The sequence below is a fragment of the Acetitomaculum ruminis DSM 5522 genome (assembly GCF_900112085.1).
Classification (GTDB): Bacteria; Bacillota; Clostridia; order Lachnospirales; family Lachnospiraceae; genus Acetitomaculum; species Acetitomaculum ruminis.
This window is the reverse complement of record NZ_FOJY01000020.1, coordinates 15346-38370: the sequence shown is the minus strand read 5'-3', so window position 1 is coordinate 38370 and position 23025 is coordinate 15346. Positions and strand designations below refer to the sequence as shown.

Annotated in this window: 19 protein-coding genes; 18 read left to right on the top strand and 1 reads right to left on the bottom strand. The window is 33.8% G+C overall.

The genetic code is table 11. From position 1 onward, the window contains the following. From BM153_RS11620 to BM153_RS11575, 10 genes are all read left to right on the top strand, one after another. The coding region (locus BM153_RS11620) for a leucine-rich repeat protein (RefSeq protein WP_177205666.1) at positions 1 to 291 on the top strand (291 nt) is incomplete at its 5' end. 429 nt (positions 292 to 720) lie between these two features. After that, on the top strand, positions 721 to 1083 hold the full coding sequence (locus BM153_RS14325; protein ID WP_092874106.1) for a VOC family protein: 363 nt from the start codon (positions 721 to 723) through the stop codon (positions 1081 to 1083). A 370-nt stretch (positions 1084 to 1453) separates the two neighbouring features. Further along, on the top strand, positions 1454 to 2053 hold the full coding sequence (locus tag BM153_RS11610; RefSeq protein WP_092874094.1) for an MptD family putative ECF transporter S component: 600 nt from the start codon (positions 1454 to 1456) through the stop codon (positions 2051 to 2053). After that, positions 2050 to 2751, top strand: coding sequence for an energy-coupling factor transporter transmembrane component T (locus tag BM153_RS11605; protein ID WP_092874091.1), 702 nt, complete (start codon positions 2050 to 2052; stop codon positions 2749 to 2751). The genes BM153_RS11610 and BM153_RS11605 overlap by 4 nt, the downstream gene beginning before the upstream one ends. Then, positions 2748 to 4142, top strand: coding sequence for an ABC transporter ATP-binding protein (locus BM153_RS11600; RefSeq protein ID WP_092874088.1), 1395 nt, complete (start codon positions 2748 to 2750; stop codon positions 4140 to 4142). Before BM153_RS11605 ends, BM153_RS11600 begins: the two co-directional genes overlap by 4 nt. A gap of 386 nt (positions 4143 to 4528) precedes the next feature. Beyond that, entirely contained in the window at positions 4529 to 5152 is a 624-nt protein-coding gene (locus tag BM153_RS11595) for a class I SAM-dependent DNA methyltransferase (RefSeq protein ID WP_092874084.1), read from the top strand. A gap of 263 nt (positions 5153 to 5415) precedes the next feature. Beyond that, positions 5416 to 6030, top strand: a complete 615-nt coding sequence (locus tag BM153_RS11590; protein WP_092874081.1) for a TetR/AcrR family transcriptional regulator — start codon at positions 5416 to 5418, stop codon at positions 6028 to 6030. 86 nt (positions 6031 to 6116) lie between these two features. Next, on the top strand, positions 6117 to 7868 hold the full coding sequence (locus BM153_RS11585; protein ID WP_092874078.1) for an ABC transporter ATP-binding protein: 1752 nt from the start codon (positions 6117 to 6119) through the stop codon (positions 7866 to 7868). After that, the gene (locus BM153_RS11580) at positions 7868 to 9604 is read left to right on the top strand and encodes an ABC transporter ATP-binding protein (RefSeq protein ID WP_092874075.1); all 1737 of its coding nucleotides are present in this window, start codon (positions 7868 to 7870) and stop codon (positions 9602 to 9604) included. The genes BM153_RS11585 and BM153_RS11580 overlap by 1 nt, the downstream gene beginning before the upstream one ends. A 118-nt stretch (positions 9605 to 9722) precedes the next feature. Beyond that, complete coding sequence (locus BM153_RS11575; RefSeq protein ID WP_092874072.1) at positions 9723 to 11867, top strand: hypothetical protein; 2145 nt, start codon at positions 9723 to 9725, stop codon at positions 11865 to 11867. Between the two features lie 90 nt (positions 11868 to 11957). Here BM153_RS11575 and BM153_RS11570 read toward each other — a convergent pair whose 3' ends face one another. After that, the gene (locus tag BM153_RS11570) at positions 11958 to 13493 is read right to left on the bottom strand and encodes an FGGY-family carbohydrate kinase (protein ID WP_092874069.1); all 1536 of its coding nucleotides are present in this window, start codon (positions 13491 to 13493) and stop codon (positions 11958 to 11960) included. 222 nt (positions 13494 to 13715) lie between these two features. On the opposite strand from BM153_RS11570, the gene BM153_RS11565 reads away from it, so the two are divergent. From BM153_RS11565 to BM153_RS11530, 8 genes are all read left to right on the top strand, one after another. Next, a complete protein-coding gene (locus BM153_RS11565; protein ID WP_177205664.1) occupies positions 13716 to 14501 on the top strand; it encodes an ABC transporter permease in 786 nt (261 codons plus the stop codon). Positions 14502 to 14509: 8 nt separating this feature from the next. Beyond that, on the top strand, positions 14510 to 15310 hold the full coding sequence (locus BM153_RS11560) for an ABC transporter ATP-binding protein (RefSeq protein ID WP_092874063.1): 801 nt from the start codon (positions 14510 to 14512) through the stop codon (positions 15308 to 15310). Positions 15311 to 15380: 70 nt separating this feature from the next. Continuing rightward, positions 15381 to 16478, top strand: coding sequence for an ABC transporter substrate-binding protein (locus BM153_RS11555; RefSeq protein ID WP_092874060.1), 1098 nt, complete (start codon positions 15381 to 15383; stop codon positions 16476 to 16478). Positions 16479 to 16691: 213 nt separating this feature from the next. Continuing rightward, entirely contained in the window at positions 16692 to 19328 is a 2637-nt protein-coding gene (gene hpdB / locus BM153_RS11550) for a 4-hydroxyphenylacetate decarboxylase large subunit (protein WP_092874057.1), read from the top strand. A 2-nt stretch (positions 19329 to 19330) separates the two neighbouring features. After that, positions 19331 to 19594: a 4-hydroxyphenylacetate decarboxylase small subunit gene (hpdC, locus tag BM153_RS11545; protein WP_092874054.1), complete on the top strand. Its 264-nt coding sequence runs from the start codon at positions 19331 to 19333 to the stop codon at positions 19592 to 19594. Beyond that, positions 19587 to 20402 carry a Cof-type HAD-IIB family hydrolase gene (locus BM153_RS11540; RefSeq protein WP_177205663.1) on the top strand — a complete coding sequence of 272 codons (816 nt, stop codon included), beginning with the start codon at positions 19587 to 19589 and terminating at the stop codon, positions 20400 to 20402. The genes hpdC and BM153_RS11540 overlap by 8 nt, the downstream gene beginning before the upstream one ends. A 26-nt stretch (positions 20403 to 20428) precedes the next feature. After that, positions 20429 to 21895, top strand: a complete 1467-nt coding sequence (locus tag BM153_RS11535; RefSeq protein WP_092874048.1) for a phosphotransferase — start codon at positions 20429 to 20431, stop codon at positions 21893 to 21895. A gap of 59 nt (positions 21896 to 21954) precedes the next feature. Further along, on the top strand, positions 21955 to 23007 hold the full coding sequence (locus BM153_RS11530) for a uroporphyrinogen decarboxylase family protein (RefSeq protein WP_092874045.1): 1053 nt from the start codon (positions 21955 to 21957) through the stop codon (positions 23005 to 23007). The last annotated feature ends 18 nt before the right edge of the window (positions 23008 to 23025 follow it).

Genomic DNA, 23025 nt, shown 5'->3' with positions numbered 1-23025 from the left:
GTAAAATTCAAAGTAACAGCTATCGGAAATAATGCTTTCAAATCCCAAAAGAAAGCTACATCCTTAGTAGTAGGAAAGAATGTCCAAGTAATCGGAAAAAATGCATTTTATGGAGATTCAAAATTAAAAACCATCACCCTTAAAACATCTTCACTTAAGAAAGTGGGAGCAAAAGCCTTCAAGGGAATTTATAAAAAAGCAGTAATAAAAGTACCTAAAAACAAGGTAAAAAGCTATACAAAACTTATGAAAAATAAGGGACAGGCAAAAACCGTTAAAATTAAAAAATAAGAAATACTGTTAAGTAAACAAATTATCGCATCGAAATTTAAGTTTCGGTGCGATTTTTTAGTTCGCCCAGCATGGGAGTAATCTAATCGGTGTAAGTCAGTAAAGTGCTCTGGTAGTGGGAAACTTAAAGCCTATGGGTGTTCATCGTGAGGTGGAATCTGAAGGAGGGTGGAGGCAAATCTTTGGTTTGATGAACAGAAATCATATCAGGCAACAGTTAAGGATAAGCCAGTCCATGTTAATACTATTACGCTCCAACTTTATCCTGTTCATCCTGCCGTAATTTGTGTTATTATGTACCTACTAAACAGACCCGAGAAAAACTGCTTTAAGCTTCAAACCAATAAGCAGTTTTTGACAATCGCTATATACATGTGGGGTAGATTACTTATTATTAACAAAAAAATATTGGCAGAAAGGATAATTAATATGAAGCTAAAGAATGTATTGATAGTTGTTAAAGATATTGAGAAATCCAGAAAGTTTTACCATGATTTGTTTGGCCTTGAGATGATTCTTGATAATGATGGAAATATGATTCTGACAGAAGGATTGGTACTGCAGGAGGAAAAATATTGGAAAGAGTTTTTGGGGAAAGAAATTATTTCAGAAAACAATTCTTGTGAATTATACTTTGAGGAAGCAGATATTGAAGGATTTGTAGAAAAACTTGAAAAATATTATCCTGATGTGAAATATGTTAATCGACTGATGACCCATAGCTGGGGACAGAAGGTCGTACGCTTTTACGATCTTGATGGTAATCTTATAGAGGTTGGGACACCGGTTTGATATGTGCATATCACTGCCGGTATCCAGTATACTTCCATAAATCTTTATAATATTCCTATTTCTTGTTGTTCATTTTTATTCCAATCTAATGTTTTTTCTTAAAATCATACATTTAGTACCTTAAATAATTTCACTAATTAACTTGAGTTCATGAGGAAGTAGCGAAGCGGATTTAAGAATGTCCGCTTTACTGAAGGATAAATCAACAACATTATGTTATATTTTTACAGCTTATGATTAAATAATTCGATACGGACATATAAAAGTAAAAATCGGACGATTTTATGGAATGAATATTGCTTGTAAATTTATTAAGAGTTAAGTTAGTTATGTCTAACAAAATAATTTATAAGAAAGGTTGGAGTTTTAAATGAACAATGATAAAAAGAGACTAAATGCAAAAGATTTAATAATTACAGGTGTTTTTGCCCTGCTGTTTCTTATGGCAGCCATGCTAGGTGGTGGCCCATTTGCAACAGTTCCTACACTGACATTTTATTTTCCAATAGGATCAGCCATATTGGCAGGACCGATATTTATGTTATTTATTGCTAAGGTGCCAAAGCAGGGGGCACTTGCCATAATTGGTGCAGTTGAGTGTATTCTTGGAACGCTTACGGGAATGCATTGGGGAATGAATTTTGGATTCTTAATTTGTTGTATTATTGCTGCTGTTATTGCCGGTATCAAAAAATTTGAAAGCCCTGTTTTTAATCTGATTGCATATCTTGTTTATTGCATTGGGCCTATGGGCACATATTTTGTATTCTTTTTTAATCGTGAATCATGGATATCATTTATGCTAAAAAAAGGTACCCAGGAGGAATATATTCAAAAAATGAGTGAAACTGCTTCACCGTCTATAATGATTACCATGGTGGTAGGAACCCTTGTGGTAGCGGCTCTTAGTGGCTTATTGGGGCTTCGACTTATGAGAAAACAATTTATAAAAGCCGGTATAGCCGCATGATTACAATAGATCCAAGAACTAAATTGATACTAATTATTATTACAGTTGCCTTTAGTATGCTAATACCAACTGGAATTAGTACCTGCATATGGATTCTCATTACAACTTTCCTTGGCATACTTCTTGGAAGAGTAGGAAAAACCCTAAAAGCTACACTTTTGTTTGGAATTTTATGGTTTGTAGCCATTTATATTCTTCCTGAAATTAGTGGTACAGCCCATACAAGTTTATTGGTATGGCTTGGGCTGGTGTTTAAATGTTATCCATGTTGCATGCTTGCGGGGATTGTAATAGGAACTACTAAAATCAGCGAATTTATGGCAGCAATGGCAAAATGGAATGTTCCACGCTCTATAGTGATTCCTCTAGCCATTATGTTTAGATATTTTCCTACATTAAAGGAGGATTGGGGGCATATAAGTGATGCCATGGCTCTTAGAGGAATAAGTCTTTCTCCGGTATATTTTTTAAAAAATCCTTTAGTTGTAATAGAGGCTTTATATTTGCCTATTCTGGTAACAGCATCTAAAACTGCTGATGAACTTTCTGCCAGTGCTATTACAAGGGGAGTAGAAAATCCTAAAATGAGAACAAGCAGACTTGATATAAGGTTTAGGATGACAGATGGTGTAATATTGTTTTTATTTTTATTCACATTTGCAGGTATAGTAATGTTTTATGCTGGAGGATATGTATGAATATAGATTTTAGAAATGTAAGTTTTTCCTATCCCAATAGAGAAGCAGGAGCACTTAAGGATATAAATTTAAAAATCTCACAAGGAGAGTTCGTGCTTTTAGCAGGCTCATCCGGTTGTGGCAAGACAACTGTTACAAGAATACTTAACGGACTTATTCCCGGTTTTTATGGGGGAAAAATTGAAGGTAATGTGTTTTTGGACGGTTGTGAGATAAGAGATTATAAAAGCTATGAACTTGCTTTTTTAGTGGGGAGTGTCTTTCAAAATCCCAGAACGCAATTTTTTAATGTTGATACTGATAGTGAAATTACTTTTGGTCTTGAGAATGCAGGAATGCCTACAAAAAAGATTAATGAAGTCTTTGACAAGGTTACAAAAGAACTTGAATTAGGAAATCTAAGAGCGAAAGATATATTTAAATTATCCGGTGGTGAAAAACAAAAAATTGCATTTGCCAGTGTATATGCATCTGCTCCGGAACTTTATCTAATAGATGAGCCCTCTGCAAATCTTGATACTTTAGGTATTGAGGCATTAAAAAAATGTCTGGAAAAGATAAAATCACAAGGAAAAACGGTAGTTATAGCAGAACATCGCTTATATTATCTTGCACAATTAGTAGACAGAGTCATTTATTTAAAGGATGGAAGAATTGAAAAAGAAATTGATGGCGATACTTTCAGATCTATGAGTGTAGAGGCTTTAAATCAAATGGGGCTAAGGACTAATCAATATTTTAAAGCTACAAAAAAGGATGTTAAAAAATGCAGAGAGATTACAGATGATAAAACATTATCTTTAAAAAAACTTTCAATTGGTTATGGGAAAAAAAGAGTTTTAAATAATCTAAATCATGATTTTTATAAAGGAAAAATATGCTGTGTGACAGGTAGAAATGGTGTTGGAAAAAGCACTTTGCTTCGAACGGTTTGTGGCTTTATTAAAAGAAGTGACGGAAATATTATACTAAATGGAAAAGAAATATCCCCCAAAGAACTTAAAAAGAAAGCCTTTATGGTAATGCAGGATGTAAATTATCAGCTTTTTGCAGATTCTGTACTTAATGAATGTATTCTGGGAACTAAAGGGGATAGTAAGGATAAAGCCGGAAAGGTTCTTAAAGAGTTAAATCTTTTAGAATTTAAAGATTATCATCCCAACACACTCTCCGGAGGGCAAAAACAAAGACTTGCCATAGCTGTAAGTCTTATGATGAATAAAGAAATTATTCTTTTTGATGAACCTACCAGTGGACTTGATTATAAAAATATGCGTCTATGTGCAGACTTTTTAAAAAAACTTGCAAATAAGGGGAAAATAATAATTGTAGTTACACATGATGAAGAATTCATAGATTGCTGTTGCGATGAAATTTATAATCTGGCATAAGATTAATTATAGGAGGAAGCTCTTTAATAAAGAGGAGTATCCTCCTTTTTTTTAAGCTTATGATAAATCATATAAGCTTTTTTGAGTATAAAAAAATAATTATATTGATAGTTTGTGAAAAATTAATTATAATAAGCATATAGTTAGAAAAAACTAACCATGAAAAAGATTCGTCAGATTTTATGTAGTAATAATGTCATGTCTTAAAAACCAGTTATGAAACAACAGGAATTTTGTATTGTGTGTCTTAAATATCATAGTTATACAAATAGTGGATTTAAAATATGTTTATTTTGTAGCCAAACAGAGCGCGGTTTTGTTTATCTTGTGGTTAGTGTAGACAACTATGCAATGTTAATACTAATATCAAAGGGAGGAATTGATTAATGGGTATTTTTAAAAATTTTGTAAGTCAGACTAGAAAGCCTGAGGGATTTCTGGGAAAAATGATGGTAAATGGAATGAACGGCGGTCATGGGAAAATGGCTGACTGGGGCATGTCTCATCTAATGTCTATTAAGCCCCGGGAAATAGTTGAATTAGGATGTGGTGGAGGAAGAAATGCAGGGGAGCTGTTAAAAAAGTATCCGGATGCAAAAGTTACTGCCATTGATTATTCGGAAGTTTCTGTGGGAATAGCTACTGAATATAATGCTCAGGCGATAAAAAGCGGACGCTGTAATGTACAAAAAGGTGATGTATCTTCCCTTGCACTTCCAAAAGAAAAGTTTGATCTTGCTACAGCTTTTGAAACTATATATTTTTGGCCGGGACTTGAAAAATGCTTTTTTCAAGTTGCTAAAGTCCTAAAACCCGGTGCGGTATTTATGATTGTTAATGAATCTGACGGCATGGATGAAACAAGTCTTAAATATGAAAAAATCATCGACGGCATGAAATGCCATACAATCGATGAAATTGAAGAAGCACTTAAAAGTGCAGGTTTTTCAAAAGTTAAGTCTGATCATCACAAAGATAAGCCGTGGATTACGGTGATAGCAAAAAAATAAAAAATGGTTTAGACCATTATCTTTCTTTTTTAAAAGAATCACAGCTGGTTTAGTATTCGCTAGAGAGATAATGGTACATATGCCCATATGGTTTCATTACAGGCATCATAAGTGTGTAAGACCTTTTAAACACCTAGGGATACTATAGCAAATTTCATAAAGTTTATTCCTTGACAAATTTAAGCGAACAGTGTATTCTAATAAAAAAAGATTAGCGTACAGTGTTCGCTTTTGCCTTTGTTATCATTTGTATAGGAGATAATATGCCAAGAGATAAGAGTGAAAACCACGAAAAAATCATAGAAGCTGCCTTTGATGAATTTATTAAATACGGATTTGAAGACGCATCCATGCGGCGAATAGCAGCAGCATCTAACATGAGCCCATCAGGTCTTTATAAGCATTTTCCAAGTAAGGAAGAAATGTTTTCATCTTTGGTAAAGCCTGCTGTAGACGGATTAATGAATTTATATCATGAGATTGAAAAAGAATACTTTGATGATCTTTTTGATATGGGAAAAGCTGATATCAGTAACTCAAAAAATGGGGTTGTAAGAACTATGGAATATATTTATGACCATTTACAGGAGTTTGAATTGATAATTTGTAAGTCTAAGGGGTCAGTATATGAGAATTTCAAGCATGATATAGCAAGTCTTGAGGAGAAAGTAACACTTCAATATATAGAGGAGATAAAAAAGAGGGGTATTTTTGTTAAAGAATTTAATATAAAAGAATTTCACCTTCTTGTGACATCCTATATTGAAGCTCTCTTTCAGACAGTTATACATGGATTTTCAAAAGAGGAAGCTATTCATTTTGCAAAGACGGTATCTTTATTTTATGCTCCGGCATGGAGCGCTTATTTTGGACTTTAGTTCCATTAAACCTCGTGTTAGGCGGGGTTTTAAAATAAACTTAAGTTAGTTAAAACTAACCATAAAAAGAAAGGAGAGAAAAAAATATGGATAGTAGCAAAAAAAAATCTACATTTAGCTGGGTACTTGAATTTGCCGGGATGTATAAAGGCTCTTACATTCTAAGCATTATATTTGCTTCCATTAGCGTTTTGGCAGGTTTTGTACCTTACTTTTATGTGGCAAAGATTGTAAGAGGTCTTGTGGAAGGAGAAAAGGATATGAATTTTTACCTGTTGCAGTGCGGGATTATTTCCCTTTGCTGGTTAATTAATAAAATTTTTCACAGCATATCCACAACCTTGTCTCACAAAGCCACCTTTGGAGTGCTTGCACAAATAAGAAGAAAACTTACAAAAAAATTAAGCCTTATGCCTTTAGGAGATGTATTAGAAGATTCTTCAGGATCTTATAAAAATATAATTGTTGAAAGGGTAGATTCCATAGAAACAACTCTTGCTCATATCATTCCGGAGATGATTTCTAATGCAGTGGTACCCATAGGAATCCTTGTTATCATGTTTACTATTAACTGGAAACTTACTTTGCTGTCTCTTATAAGTGTTCCTTTGGGAATGATTTTTTACAGTCTTATGATGGTGGGATTAGAAGAAAGTTTTAATAATACCATAGTAAAAACCAAAGCCCTTAATGATACTGCCATTGAGTATATAAACGGTATCGAGGTAATAAAAGCTTTTGGAAAGACCAGATCTTCTTATGAAAAATTTACCATGGCGGCAAAAGAAGGGGCTGATTGTTTTATTGAGTGGATGAGAAGATGTAATTTATGGCAAAATATGGCTCTAACTCTTTTGCCGGCACAGCTTTTGACCCTTCTTCCTTTTGTAGGAGTTTTTTATATGTCAGGGAAGGTGGATGGTACGGATGCCATGCTTCTTATAATACTTACTTTAGGATTAGTATCTCCTTTTATGGTGGTGGCAGGACATATGGATAATCTAAAAAAAACCGGTTCTATCATAGCAGAAGTTACATCGATCTTAGAAAAAAGAGAATTGATCCGTCCTAAGACTTTAAAGAAAAAGCCGGTGGGAAATTCCATAGAGTTTAAGGATGTTCATTTTGGATACAGCAAAAAGGAGGTACTTCACGGAATAAATCTTACCATAAAAGAAGGAAGCGTTAATGCCCTTGTAGGTCCTTCAGGTTCCGGTAAATCTACCATAGCAAAGCTTATTGCATCCTTTTGGGATCCGGATAAAGGAAGGATTACCTATGGTGGCGTGGATATAAAGGATATCCCTCTTGCTGATTACAACAAAAATATTGCTTATGTGTCACAAGATAATTATCTGTTTGATGAAACAGTAATGGAAAATATTAGAATGGGTAATCCGGATGCTTTAGATGAAGATGTTATTAATGCCGCTAAAGCCTGTGGATGCCATGATTTTATCATGAAATTAGAAAAAGGTTATGACACTATAGCAGGCGGAGCCGGAGGACACTTATCCGGGGGAGAACGACAAAGAATCAGCATTGCAAGAGCCATGCTAAAAAATGCTCCTATTGTAATTCTTGATGAAGCTACAGCCTATACAGACCCTGAAAATGAAGCTTTGGTACAACGAAGCGTAGCAAAACTCATTACCGGAAAGACTCTTATAGTCATAGCTCACAGATTATCTACCATTTCTTTGGCAGATTGTATTTTTGTGGTTAATAAGGGTAATATAGAAGCTTTCGGAAGCCAGGATGAACTTCTTAAAAAATCGCCTTTATACAAACAAATGTGGGAAGCACATATTACTTCAAAAGATTTGGAGGTGGCATAATGTTTCGTACTTTAAAAATGTATTTTGAATTTGCTAATAAGGAAAATAGAAAAAAACTCCTTTCGGCAATGGTTTTAGGTGTTCTTAAGGCCATGTTTGCAATGCTTAAAATCCCGGCAATAGCAGTTATTATTCAGGGGATACTTGATAATAACATGACAAGAAATGCCATATGGACATCCTTTGGTATAATGTGTCTTTCCATAATAGGGCAGGTATTGGTGGGGTTAAAAACAACCATGCTTCAAACTGAAGCAGGATATAACACTTGTTCCGGAAAACGTATAGAGATAGCGGAACACTTAAGATATCTTCCTATGGGCTTTTTTAACACAAATAGTCTGGGACAAATTACAAATATCACTACCAATACCATGGAACAGTTTGCTGATGTGGCCACTTTAGTAGTAATGATTACAAGTCAGGGAATAATAACTACAGCAGTTATTTTCGTATTTCTTGCTTTTTTTGATATTCGTATTGCTCTTATTTTATTGGCAGGAATACTTATTTTTTCGTTTTTTAATACCTTAATGCAAAAAGCAACCATTCCCGTTGCCCCTAGAACCGCAAAAGCAGGAGAGAATCTTGTTAGTGCCGTTATTGAATATATTCAAGGAATTGCGGAAGTAAAAAATTTTAATCTTACACAAAAGTCCGCAAAAAAACTTGAAAGCACAATAAAGGAAAAACAGGCAGCTGACACCAAAATGGAATTTACGGTAATTCCTTACATGTTTTTACAAGGACTTTCTACGAAACTTACAGGAGTAATAATGTGCCTTTTATCTATATATTTTTATTTTACAGGGTCAATGCCTCTTTTATATACCATTATCATGACTATATCTTCATTTATGATTTATGAAAGTCTTGATATGATGGGAGGATTTTCTGCCCTTATGAGAAATGTAAATATTATTGTGGATAAGGCTAATGATGTTCTTTCCCTAACTCCTATGGACATAGACGGAGAAGACATTACCCCTTCTAAAATGGATATTGAACTTAAAAATGTTTCTTTTGCCTATGAGGATAAAACCATTATCGACAATGTTTCCCTTAAGATTCCAGAGAAAACTACCACTGCAATCGTAGGACCTTCCGGCGGTGGAAAGACCACCCTTACTAATCTTATGGCAAGATTTTGGGATGTTGGATCGGGAGAGGTTTTTTTAGGAGGCAAAAATGTTAAGGAATACAGTTTTGATTCTCTTATGAAAAATTTCAGCTTTGTATTCCAAAGAGTGTATCTTTTTGAAGATACTATTGCCAACAATATCCGTTTTGGTGAGCCTGAAGCTTCTATGGACAAGGTTATAAAAGCGGCTAAAAAGGCAAGATGTCACGATTTTATTATGAGTCTTCCTGAAGGATATGATACCAAAATCGGTGAGGGGGGAGCTTCTTTATCTGGGGGTGAAAAACAGCGTATCTCCATAGCAAGAGCTATTATGAAAAATGCACCTATAATAATACTTGATGAAGCAACTGCCAATGTAGATCCGGAAAATGAAGCAGAGCTTACCAGGGCAATAGAAGAACTAACAAAAGATAAGACCATAATTATGATTGCCCATAGACTTAAAACTGTAAGAAATGCTAATCAGATTCTGGTGGTATCAGATGGTAAGATAGTCCAAAAGGGAACTCATGATGAATTGATGGCAAAAGAAGGTATTTATAAAAACTTTGTAAGTGAAAGAAAAGAAGCAGTTTCATGGAAAATTGCTTAGAAATAAGGAAAGATTACCAACTATGTTTCTATATATTGCTATCTGTGTTAGTGTTGATATGAATGTTTGAAAATCGTGTACAATTACATAAATATTCAAAAAGGGAGGTTATAATTTTATGTCAAAAACACAGATGCGCAATCTAAAACAGCTGGTAATAATACTGATTGTGGCAGCGGCAATTATATGGAAAACCGGGTCAGTATGGGCAGCATCTAATGAGGAGGACACTGGGCCGGTTATTACAAAACAGCCGGAATCTGTGGAAGTAAATTATCCTAAAGGGGCGACATTTCATGTGGAGGTAGAAAATCCGGATAACGTAGAATCCTACAGATGGGAATATACTGACGGATATCATGTATTTAAGCTTGATGGAACATCTGCATCCACAGATACCCTTGTGATTCCTTCAACTATGCAAGATGATCCGGAAGGTAAGCTTACCTGTATTATTAAAGGAAAAAACGGTGTAGAGACTGTTTCTGAACCTGCAACCATTAAGATAGTAAATCCACAGGAAGATAAAACTGTATTATATGTTGGCGACTATGCTGTACTTCCTGGAGAGACTTTTGATATCTCAAAAACTATATTTGGCAGTGGGATAGTTACCTTTAATGAAAGTGGTTCGGATATTACATTAAAAGATGTTAAAATCGAAACGCCAAATTCAGTTTTTGATTCTACCCTTACACAGTCTTTAGGATTAATGCTTTGCCGTCAAAATGGTAATGTCAATGAGTACAATATCCATTTAGATGGTGATTGTACCATCAAAAATAGCTACTTTGATGAATCTATAAATTCCAGCGGTATTACCTTTGGGACATATTTATATTCAGATGATGAAGAGGCAGAGGTTCCTTTAATTAGATTTGATGGAAACGGAAAGCTTAATCTTTCAGGAGGAACAGATGTAATCTACACTGAAGCTGATGTGGAATTTAATACAGATGCAGCCATTACAGCTTATAAAGATCATTTTTGCGATGGTATTGTTTGTCATAATCTTTATGTGGAGCCAGGTCGCCATCTTAAATTTAAAGTTAACGGCACGGGAATTGAAAGTCAGGGACAGATATTTGCCAGAAAGGGTTCTGTCATTGATATCGAAACCAAGGCACCTCATGTATCGGTTGGAGATACTAATAAGGCAGCTATGTTTTTATATGGTTTATTAACTATGACAGGGGCTAAGATTAATATCCACTGTCAGGCAGATTCAAATCAATTTATTCCTTATAATTCAGAACTTGGTGCCTTTGGTGGGATTATTTTTTCTGAATCCGGAGCAATCGAAGCCGAAAACAGCAGTATCTTAATTGATTTTAAAACTGTAGCGGGAAAAAAAGATTATGCCCATAATTATTTTGGTATTTTAGATTCAGGAGAACAAGGCTCAATTGTCCTTGATAACAGCGATATTACTATTCGTTTAAATTCAAAGAATGTGACAGATTCTAATGGTATTTATCTTTTAGGAAATATGATTATGCAAAAAGGAAGCAGGATTACCTGTAATATGCATAATAAAGGAATAGTTCGTGCATTGGCAAGTGAAGGAAATATTTCCATAAAAAATTCTGATATAAATGTCAATGTGTCATCCTATGATAAAAAAGAAACATACGGAATTCTTTGTAACAAAGCAGAGTTTGATTTAAGTAATACAAAATATAAAATCCTAAGTAAAGCAAATGGTGGTATGGCCTTTGGGGCAAACACCGGAAAAAAGGATAAGAAAAAACAAAAATATGATTCTTCTTATAAGTCTTCTAAAGTTAAGTTTGTGGGAAATACAATATGCTCTAGCCCTAGAAACTGTACTATCAGTCTTTCTAGCGTACCTGGCAGCATGAATTATATTCGTGTAGAAACCTTCTATGACTTATTAAATACGAAAAAGCCTGCACAAGAAATAAAAATATGTAAAGTTAATAGAGCTTCTAATACCATTAAGGTTAAAGGAAAGACTGTTACGTTAAGAGGTAATATTCTTAAGAAAAAATCACAGGTAATTGCTAGAAATAAAGCTATATCTCTTAGCAATGCTAAAGGTATTGTTATATATAATAAAGTTAATGTGAATAAAAAGAAATATGAAAAGTATTTTATTGTAAATCAAAAAACCGGTAAAATCACCGTCAAAAAAGGCGTGGCAAAAGGAGCTTATATTATTAAAGTTAAAGTTAAGGCTTTTGGAAATAATAAATATAAACCTGCTGAGAAAACAGCCAATGTTACAATAAAAGTAAAATAAAAACAAAGACGCACTTTATAGCTATTTAACGAAAATAGTAAGTGCGTCTTTTTATAAAAGTAAGTTGATATAAAAATATTTGGAGGCATTTTAAGCAAGTTTTTTTAGGTCATTCCAGCTTTGCTCAAGATTGTCATAAAGCTTTTCATATATTCTATATAATTTATTATAAAATTCATGATTTTTCTTGTTTGGTGTATAGATTTTGGAATATTTTACCATGTTATTCATAGCATCTCTTAAGCTGTCAAAAAAGCCTATGGCATATGCAGCATGGATTACTGCTCCTAATGGAGTGGCCTCTTCACCGGCGGATACTTTGGCAGGCACTCCAAACATATCTGCATAAATTTGGCACCATTTTTCACTGGCAGAAAGCCCACCTGATAAAATAATATTTTTTGGCTTAACCTTTACCTTTTCTAAAATTCTTCTTGAAGCAAGGGCATCTCCTTCATAAATCGCATTTAAAAGATCATATTTTGTATGGAAAGGAGTAAGTCCAAGGAAAAAAGTACTTTCATTTTTATTGATATATGGAAGCAAATCCCCAAATCCGTCTTTAAAAGGATGGAAAATAATACCATTTGAACCGGCAGGTATGTCTTTTACTTTTTTAGCAATATGTTCATACACCGAAATATCATCTTTTTTTAGATTTTTCTTTTCTTCAGAAAGAAATTCATCAATAAACCAATCCTGATTTACGGCGCCATAATAAGGAAATGTGGCATGAACATATTTACGATCAGGAAAATCTATAGGGACAATTTGAGAGTTAACAGTCTTTTCGATTTCTTTTTCTTTGGTAATAAAATTATTTCCATGGGCAGTTCCCCCATTTGAATATACATCTCCCTCATCTAAAATTCCGGAACCTACCATGCAGGTATTCATATCTGTAGGGGCATTTACCACTAAAACTGTTTCCGGGAAGCCGATTTCTTTTGCCAAATCAGAAAGAATAGGTCCTGTTGGTGAAAAAGCAGTTTTTACCGGTGGGAAAAGATATTTGTATTCAAAAAGCCCCAAAGCCTTTAATAATTCATCATTATATTCAAAATTTTCAAGATCTGCAGCAAGTATGGTAGCTCCTGATTCGTCAGTGGAAGCAATGCCTGTTAGTTTAAAATGAAGCCATCCTTGGGCATCTAAAACATAAGAAGCTTTTTTTAATACCAAAGGGTCATTTTCTGCAAACCATTTTACATAGGCAACAGTCATACCGCTTGTAAGGGCAGAACCTGTAACATTAAAGAATAATTCTGAAGTTTTATCTTCTTCCCATTTTCTTACAATATCTACAGCTCTTATATCCTGATACGCAACTGCAGGCCTTACAGGATTACCATCTTTATCTATAAACCATGCACCAAAGCCGGCAGCCGTAACTCCTATGGCACGAATATTTTTTACTCTGTCTTTTAAATTTTTACTAATATCTTTGAGAATGGATTTTAATGCATTCCATACCTCGTTCATATCTTTTTCTTCCCATCCATATTGGGGTGAGCTTGGTCTAAATGCTGCATGACCACTAGTTACAATATCTCCGGTTTCATTAAATACTATAGCTTTTACAGCGCTTCCGCCAATATCTGTTCCAATAAATAAATTCTCGCTCATAATGAAATCTCCTTTTCAATAATTTTTCTAAACACTAGAGAAATAATAAAACCTTAAAGAAAAGAAAAACAGTTAAAAAAATTTAAAAATATAACCTGCGATTATTTTTTAAATTATATCCATGTAAAAAAATTTAAAAATAACTTTATTTACAAAAAAACATGCAACAGATAAGATATGCCTCAACCAATTGAAAAACGAAAAGGTAGGAGAAAGAAATTTATGGAAAAAGAATTAAAAGAGAGAAAACAAGTAGCCAGAATTTTTAGAAATTTAATCCCCATTATTATTTTTTTAGTTATATGGGAGTTGTGTCCAAGGCTTGGGATACTTAATAAAAATATGATTCCTCCTTTTAGTGATGCCATAGTGGCACTAAAAGATATGATTGTTTCATTAGAAATATTTAGGCATTTGGGATGGAGCTTATACAGGGCTGTTTTAGGATTTAGCCTGGCCCTGGTAATAGGTATTCCTCTGGGAACTGCCATTGGATGGAATGAAAAGATAAGAGAATTTTTATCTCCCCTTCTTACCTTATTTGGAAATGTTTCACCTATTGCCCTGTTTCCATTTTTTATCATCGTATTTGGAATAGGTGAAGTATCAAAAATAGGAATTGTATTTTGGGGCTGCCTTTGGCCTATGTTTATGAATACCATATCAGGTGTATCCCATTCAGATAAAGCATTAATAAAAGCTGCAAGAACAATGGGAGCATCTAAGAAAACAGTACTTTTTAGTGTAGTTATACCAAATGCCCTTCCAGAGATTTATCCGGGAATTAAATTAAGCGTATCTAATTCAATATTAATGCTTTGCGCAGGGGAAATGTTAGGAGCTACAGCAGGTTTGGGATATTTAATTTCATATTCCCAACAGATATTTGAAATGTCAAAAATGTATGCATCAATTATAATAATCGCACTTTTGGGGCTCGCTTTTACAGCTATTTTAAATACAGTTGAAAAAAGAGTCTTTGCATGGAAATTTAATAACGAAAAGTAGGTGAAAAAATGTCAAATGAGAAAGTAGTAATAGACAATGTGTCTTATTCATATAAAGAAGATAAAAAAACCCAAGAAAGTTTAGATGCTATTAAAGATGTAAATTTTACAGTTAATGAAGGAGAGATAGTTACAATAGTAGGCCCTAGCGGCTGCGGTAAATCCACATTGCTAGATATTATATCAGGAATGCTAAGACCAACTAAAGGAGAAGTAAAAATAGATGGAAATAGGGTTACAGGTCCGGGAAAAGATCTGGGTATTGTTCAACAGGGATATGCACTTTTTCCCTGGAGAACAGTTCTTGAAAATATAGAATTTGGTTTAGAAATCAGGCAGATTCCCCAAAAAGAAAGAAGAGAAATTGCAAAAAAATATATTAGAAAGGTAGGACTTGGGGGATATGAAAATAAATATCCTGATTCTTTATCAGGAGGAATGAAACAAAGAGTAAGTATAGCAAGAGCCATGTCATATAAACCTAAGTTACTTATTATGGATGAACCTTTTGCGGCTCTTGATCCAAGAACCAGAGAAGTAATGCAAAATGAACTATTATATCTTTCAAGAAGTGAGAAACCTACCATACTTTTTGTTACCCATGATGTAAGAGAAGCAGTACTTTTATCAGACAAAATTGTGGTTATGACAGGCGGCCCGGGAAGTGTAAAGGCAATTATTGATGTGAAATTTCCTGAGGAAAGAAAGATAGAGGATATAGTAACTTTAAAGGAATTTGACGAATTGGAGAAAAAAATCAGAAAACTTTATGGAAATCCAAATGAAATACCAAACGATGCTGTTTTTTAAAAATAATGGGAAATAACCCTTAATATAAATAAAAATTAACTTCAAAAAAATTAGGAGAAAAGGAGAAAAAATGACTAAATTTAAAACTACGAAAAAAATTATTTCTGCAATTTTAATTGCAACTTTGGCACTGGGAACTTTAGCAGCTTGTGGCGATTTATCAAAAGGTGGTAATGATAAAAATGCCAATACTTCTACAAAAGAAGCAAGCGGCGAAAAAAACACCAAGAAGGTAGCGTTAGAAAAATATGGCTTTACAAGTATTGATGAAAGTGAACTAAATGAAGATGGATTATATGAATTTGACTTTCCAACAGTACCTTGGGCAGATCCTGTATATGTAGCTGATGCAGAGGGATTTTTTGAAAAATATGGATTAAAAGTTAATTTCACGGGATATTTAAATAATATTAATGACATTGTAGTTAATCTTGCTTCAGGAAATTTCCACTTTGCTTGCCAGCATGCTTCAACTCTTGCTATAGGTATTTCAAAGGGTTATCCAATTAAGGCTGTTGCAGCAGGATGGGCTACTACAAAAGAAAAGCCTATGATGAAATATTTAAAGAAAAAGGGCAATGATGAAATAAAAAAAATAGAAGATTTAAATGGAAAAACAGTGGCAGTACCATCAGAAACAGAGACTTATTGGCTTGCTACCATAGAAAAATTTAAATTAAAAGATTATAAAGTTAAGATACTTTCCTACGAAAAAATGGAGGCAGCTTTAGTATCAGGACAGGTAGATGCAATATATTGCATTAATCCATATACAGATCAAATGTTATCAAATGGCGAAGTAGAGGCATTTTCACAGCTTACTGATGTAGTAGGAGAGGAAGCAGGATGGCCGCAGCAGCTTGTTAATACTGACTTTGAAAAAGAACATCCGGATATTGTAACAGCCTATGTTAAGGCTTTGGCAGATGCTTGCGATTTTGGTAATGAAAATCCAACACAAGCAGGTCTTGATACAGCAAAAGCTCTAGGAGCAGATGAATCTTTGGCAGATGCCTATGCGCCTGCTTATCCGGTACATGCATTATGCGATGAAGAAGATGCAAAACTTTGGTTATATTATGTTGATCATTTTGGTCTTGTTGATAAAGAGGTTCCAATAGAGAAGCTTTATACTAACGAGTACAATCCTTACTATGAAGGAAAATAATAAATAAATTTATTTCTCGCAATACTAATATAAAAATGCATATCCTTTTATGGGGTATGCATTTTTGCATAAAAAATGCAAATTACCGTGAAAAAATTCAAAATTTTTTAGTTGGTAAAATATTTAATAATTACTCTGTTTACGGAAGGCTGTTAATAATTTACTATACTGAAAAATCAATGGAAAGAGCTATTTAGAAAGGACGTATTTGTTATGGAAATAGTTAAGGAGAAAAAAATAGATTATGTTCAAAGAGAAATAAAAAATGAAACTGATCCGGAAGTAAAGAAATTACTTGATTTATATTATAGTGCACTTTCTTCCATAGATACAGAGTTTTCATATTGGTATACAAGAAGATGGGATGAATTAGATGGAAATGTACTTACCATAAGACGTGGAGAGGCTTTAAAGGCAGCATTTTCACATTTGACACCTAATATCTATCCTGGAGAAAAGTTAGTTATGCAAAAAGCATACTACTATAGAGGTTCATTTCCTATGCAGTGGGTTTCCTTAAGATTTTTACTTGATAATCAGGAAAAAAAGGCAGCCAGTGGTGGAAAAAATGTTATGGCAACCGGTGGTGGAAATGTAACAAAAGATTTTGATAATGTTCTTTCAATAGCTGGCAAATTCGGATTAAGAAAAGAAGAAAAAACCGCTATGGATAAAATAACAAAAAGCTGGGTAGGAAGATCAGTAGAAGATATTATTAAAGACAATCAGACAGCTCTTTATGATTATGATTTTAAAAGAAAACTGATGGATGCCAGAATTTCATTTGATGATGCCGGATATACCTTCGTTCAAGGTCGTGAGACTATGAATTTATATTATCCATTGCAATATGGATTAAAAAATCTCATGGAACTTATTTCCAAAAGAAAAGACGAAGTCGCAGGTCTTTGCGGAGGAGACGGAGTAAGCGGTATGGATCGCTTTTATTATTATCAGGCTGTACTTTCCGTATTAGAAGGAATTCAAAATTGGATATTAAATTATGCAAAACTTGCAAAGAAGTTAGCTGATAAAGAAAAAAATAAAAAAAATAAGAAAAACTATCAGGAAGTGGCAGATATTCTAAATCACATCGCTTACAAAAAGCCAGAAACTTTTCGACAGGCATTGCAGCTGTTTCATACTTTACATATAGCAGCTCTTAATGAAGATCCAATCTGTGGAGTATCTCCCGGAAGAATGGGACAGATTTTATATCCATGGTTTGAGCAAGATATAGAAAAAGGAATAATAACTGAAGAGGAAGTTATTGAATTATTTGAAATGCACAGGGTAAAACTTACCTGTGTGGACATATTTGCTTCAGAAAATCTGGTAGGTGGCGCAAATTCAGGAAATACCTATAACAATCTTTCCCTTGGAGGATTAAAAAAAGATGGCACCCAGGCAACCAACAGACTAGAGTATCTTATATTGGAAGCAGGAATAAGATGTGCCACACCACAGCCTACTCTTACATGTTTATATGATGAAAAACTCCCGGAAGATTTCTTGCTTAAGTGCATAGAGTGTAACAAATCAGGAGTTGGATACCCGGCATGGATAAATAATCAAAACTCCCAGCAAATACTGCTAAAACAGTTTGGAAGTGAGGGAATGACGGTAAAAGATGCCAGAGCAGCAGCCATAGGAGGTTGTCTTGCAGTGGCACCGGGATGCTTTAATGAAATTGATTTAAACGGAAAAAAATATGAAATACCAGGAGGCGCAGGCCTTACAACTTTAGGCGGTGCTTTAGCCATTGCCCTTCCTAAAATATTAGAAGCAGTATTATTTAACGGAATTGATGCCAGAACAGGTGACAGAATATATGAAGCTCACAACTCACCTCTTGACAGCTATGAAGAGTTATTTGAACAGTTTAAAAATTATTATACACAGACAATTACAACCATATTAAAACACAGCAATTTCCAGATGGATATTACAAGAAAAAATAATATGTCCATTATTAATTCATTTATGAAGCCTGATTGCTTAAAAAAAGGACTTCATAACGGACAAAAGGGATATCGCTATAATTCAACTCTTATGGTTATAGGTTCAGGAACGATCACAATGGTAAATTCCTTAGCCGCTATTAAAAAAATAGTATATGACACAAAAAAATATACTTTAGAAGAATTAAAAGATGCCCTTCTTAATAATTTTGGATATATAGAAGCGGAAAAGACAGGCAATTTTTCTATAAATGAGCAAAAGAAAAAAGAAAATATCTCTAAATATGATGATATTCATCAAGCTTGTCTGGAAGCGGAAAAATACGGAAATGCCAACAAATATGTTGATGAGATTTTGAAAGAATATGAAGACTGGATGTGTGAAAAGGTAACATCATTTGAGTCCTTGTATGGAGAAAAATTTTTCCCAGGACAATTTGTTACGGGACATCATGGACCTCATGGAGCTATCACTATTGCCAGTGCTGACGGTAGACTTTCAGGAACAACCTATTCGGATGCATCAATGTCTGCTTATCCGGGAACAGATAAAAACGGACCTTATGCAATATTTACTTCAGCAACTGTATGGGATCATTCAAATTCACAAAGCTCTCAGCTAAATATAAAACTTCATCCTACAGCAGTAGCAGGACTTACAGGAAGCAAGAAAATGTTATCCCTTACAAGAAGTTATTTAAGAAAAGGCGGACAGCATATCCAATACAATGTTGTGGACAGTAACTGCTTAAGAGATGCTCAGGCTCATCCGGAAGAATATAGAGATTTACTGGTTAGAGTTTCTGGATTTACTCAATACTGGTGTGAACTTAGTAAACCTATTCAAGATGAAGTAATCGCAAGAACAGACTATGAGGGGGTTAGCTAAAAATGGGAAATTGGATAATAAATCACAGTGACTGCGAAAATTTTGCAGCAATAGATGTGGATAAAGGCATATGCAGGCTTAGTGGACAGTTAATAAAAACTGATGGGGATGTTTGCGAAAAATTTGAGCAGATTCCAAAATGCAGAAATTGCATATATTTTAAAAATGAACAATCTGACGGCATTGGAAGCTGCACCGGTTTGAAAAAAGAATATTGGATAGATGGAAATTACAAAGCGTCATTATGCGAGGCCTACCATGATTAAATTAATAGCAACAGATATAGATGATACATTACTTCCAAATGCAACAGCTTATATCACTCCTGAAATAGAAGACATGATACTACAGTTAAAAAAAAAGGGGATTATATTTGTGGCGGCTACAGGCCGTCAGTATGAGGGAGTAAGAAAGACTTTTAAAAATGTAAAAGATGATATCGTTTACATTTGCGAAAACGGGGCAGAGATGTATGTTCCCGGAAAGGCTTTTAAGAAAAAGACCATCCCTATGAATTATGCAAGGGGAATAATAAATGATTATAGAAAATATAAAAACAGTGAAAAAAGCTGGAAGGGAACAGATTTTTTGGTATCTACCGGTAAGGGGGTATTTATAGAGAGACCTACGGATGAATTCAGGGATATTGTGGGAAATAAAATGAATTATCAATATCACGCTATTGATAGTTTTGATGAATTAGAAGAAGATGCAGAAATATTAAAAATTTCCCTTTATTGCCAGGAAGGAGTTTTAGATATTGCCAAAAAACTTATTCCAAAATGGAAAGACAAGGTAAATATATGTCAGGGTGGAAAAACCTGGCTTCCGGCAATGAATAAAGAAGCAGATAAAGGACTTGCCATAAAAAAATTATCCCAAATATATAACCTTACGCCTGATGAAATGATGGCATTTGGAGATGGAGGAAATGATATAGGTATGTTTAAGCAGGTTAAATACAGCTTTGCTGCAGAAAATTCTGAAAGCTTTGTAAAAGATGCAGCAAAAGGAATATTTGAACCGGCAATCAAAGGGGGAGTATATAAAAAAATAAAGGAAATGGTTTTATAGAAAGAAATTAGAGGCAGGTGGAATAAATGTATAAATTATATATCATAACTGAAACAGGAACAGAGGCAGAACCAAAAGTCGGGATGAACCCTTTGGGACTTAGAACAATTAATAATGAAGTAAAAATAGAAAGACTTATTAAGCAGGCAAAAGAAGCCGGTATAAATGAAATATATGTGGAGGTTGCCTATAGAAAAGAACTTTATTTTTATCTGGAAGAAAAATATGATATAGAACTTGTGGATAATCAAAGAAGGGATTTAAGAGGCATGTATAGTCTTTATTGTATTTCAAAAAATCTTTCTGATGCTTATGTAGTAAGCAGTAATGAATATTTTGAAAATAATCCTTTTATAGAAAAAAGAAAAATATCTTACTATGTAAATGATGAAAATACAGGTTTTAGGGATCTTATTTTTATAAGTGATTATTCCTCAAAATTGTTAAAAAATATTTTGGAATCAGGAAATATAAATTCTGGAATATATTTTAATGAAATTAGGGATTATGTAATAAAACATGCAATAAATCTTAATTTTACGGAAAAAATAATAAAAAGCAATGATAATGACTATCTGGAAAATAACTTTTTCCTGGAAGAAATTAATAAAAATACATATCGAAAAATAGAGGAAGTGCTAAATTGCAAGGCAGAGGATATAAAAAATGTGCAGTTGGTTACGGCAGGAAATTCTAATTCATCTTTTTCCTTTGAAGTAAGGGGAAATAAATATATCTATAGACAGCCAGGGCTTTCTTCAAGAGCTGTAGTAGATAGAAAAAGTGAGATTATTTCCCAGAAAATCGCTGAAAAATTAGGCCTTGATGATACTGCACTTTACATAGATGAGACAGGGATAAAAATTTCTAAATTTGTAGAAAACATAGTTCCTTTTGAATATAAAAACAAAGAACATAGAAGATTGATGTTTGAAAAACTAAGAACGCTTCATGACTCAGGATTGAAAAATAAATATGATTTTGATGTTTTAGCAGAAGCTGACAGATTATTTACACTGGCAGCTGAAAAAAGAGGAGATATCTTAGGAAGGTTTGATGAAGTAAGAAATCAGGTTCATAAACTTTTTGAATATACACAAAAAGATAATTATGAAACTGTTTTAAGCCACAGTGATATGCATGCAGGAAATTTCATGATAAGTGATGATGGAGAAAACAAAAGATTATATCTGATTGATTGGGAATTTTCCAAAAACAGTGATCCTGCTTATGATTTTGGCTGCATGGTTTCCTATGAAGATTTTACTGAAAGTCAGGTAAATACCCTTCTTTGGGAGTATTTTAACAGAAAACCAACTGCTAAAGAAGAAAGACATTTTAAGGCCTATATAGCCATAAGCGGCTGGTATTTTATGGCATGGTGTCAATATAAAGAAAGTCAGGGAGAAGTACCTTGGTTTAATATGGTTAACCGTTATCATAATGTAAAAAAATATTTATCAAAAATTCTCCCTTTATACGAGAATGCTTAAGAAAATAGAAAATCAAAGACATTTTTAAGAAGATAAACATATGGAAAAGAGGAAATGATATGACTTCAAAAGATAGAATTATAAATGCAATGAAATTTAAAAAGGTGGATTATATTCCTGTAATGTGCAAAAAAAGGGCAGTAGCACCTCAAACTATCGGAAGAAAATATGACAGAGAATTTCAATTAGATCCTGAAGCTATGGCAAAATCTGCTATTGAAATATGGAAAATAGTTAAAGACGATGCCTTTTGCTTAGGAGCAGGACCTGCCATACAAATGGGACTTGGCTGTGATTTAAACTGGCCTGAAGATGATCATCCCAGCCTTAAAAATCCGGTAATAACCACTAAAGAAGAAGCTTTAAAACTGGAAGTTCCTGATATTTACAGCAATGAATATATGTCAGCCTTTATTGAAGCTGTAAGGCTTTTATATAAATGGGCAGGAGATGAAGTTCCTATTAAAATAGCTTCCTATGGTATATTTAATATTCTTTCAAGACTTCTAGGAGTAGAAAGAATGATGCAGTGGATTATAAAAGACAGAGAAACTATACAGCTTTTATGCGACAAAATTAATGAAACCATGCTTAAATTTGCAAAAGAAATGAGAAAAGAAGGAGCTCTTATCTATGAAATAGGGGATGCTATGAGTGGTCCGGCTCTTATTTCTCCGCAGATTTTTAAAGAATTAAGTGTGCCTAATCATAAGGCACAAATAGATGGCTTTAAAGAAATGGGCTATTTAACCATGTTACATGTTTGCGGAGGGGAATATCCGGTAATCGATCAGCTTCAATATACAAATGCAGACTTCTTATGGTTTAGCGAATTGGTGGATTTATCTGTGGCACAAAAAATATTTTATAAGCGATTTGCAGTATGCGGCGGTGTACATCCGGTAGATACCCTTTTTGTAGGAGGTCCGGAAGATGTAGATAGAGATATTAAAGAATTGATATCTGGTTTGAAGCATAAAAGTGGGGTAATTATCATGCCAGGCTGCGGACTTTCTTCAAATATTTCCATAGAAAATCTAAAAGCTATGGCTCAGGCTACACAAAAATATTCAGAATTAGCAGGAAAAAAAGTATTAACAATTAATAATTAAAAAACAGAAGGAATGGTG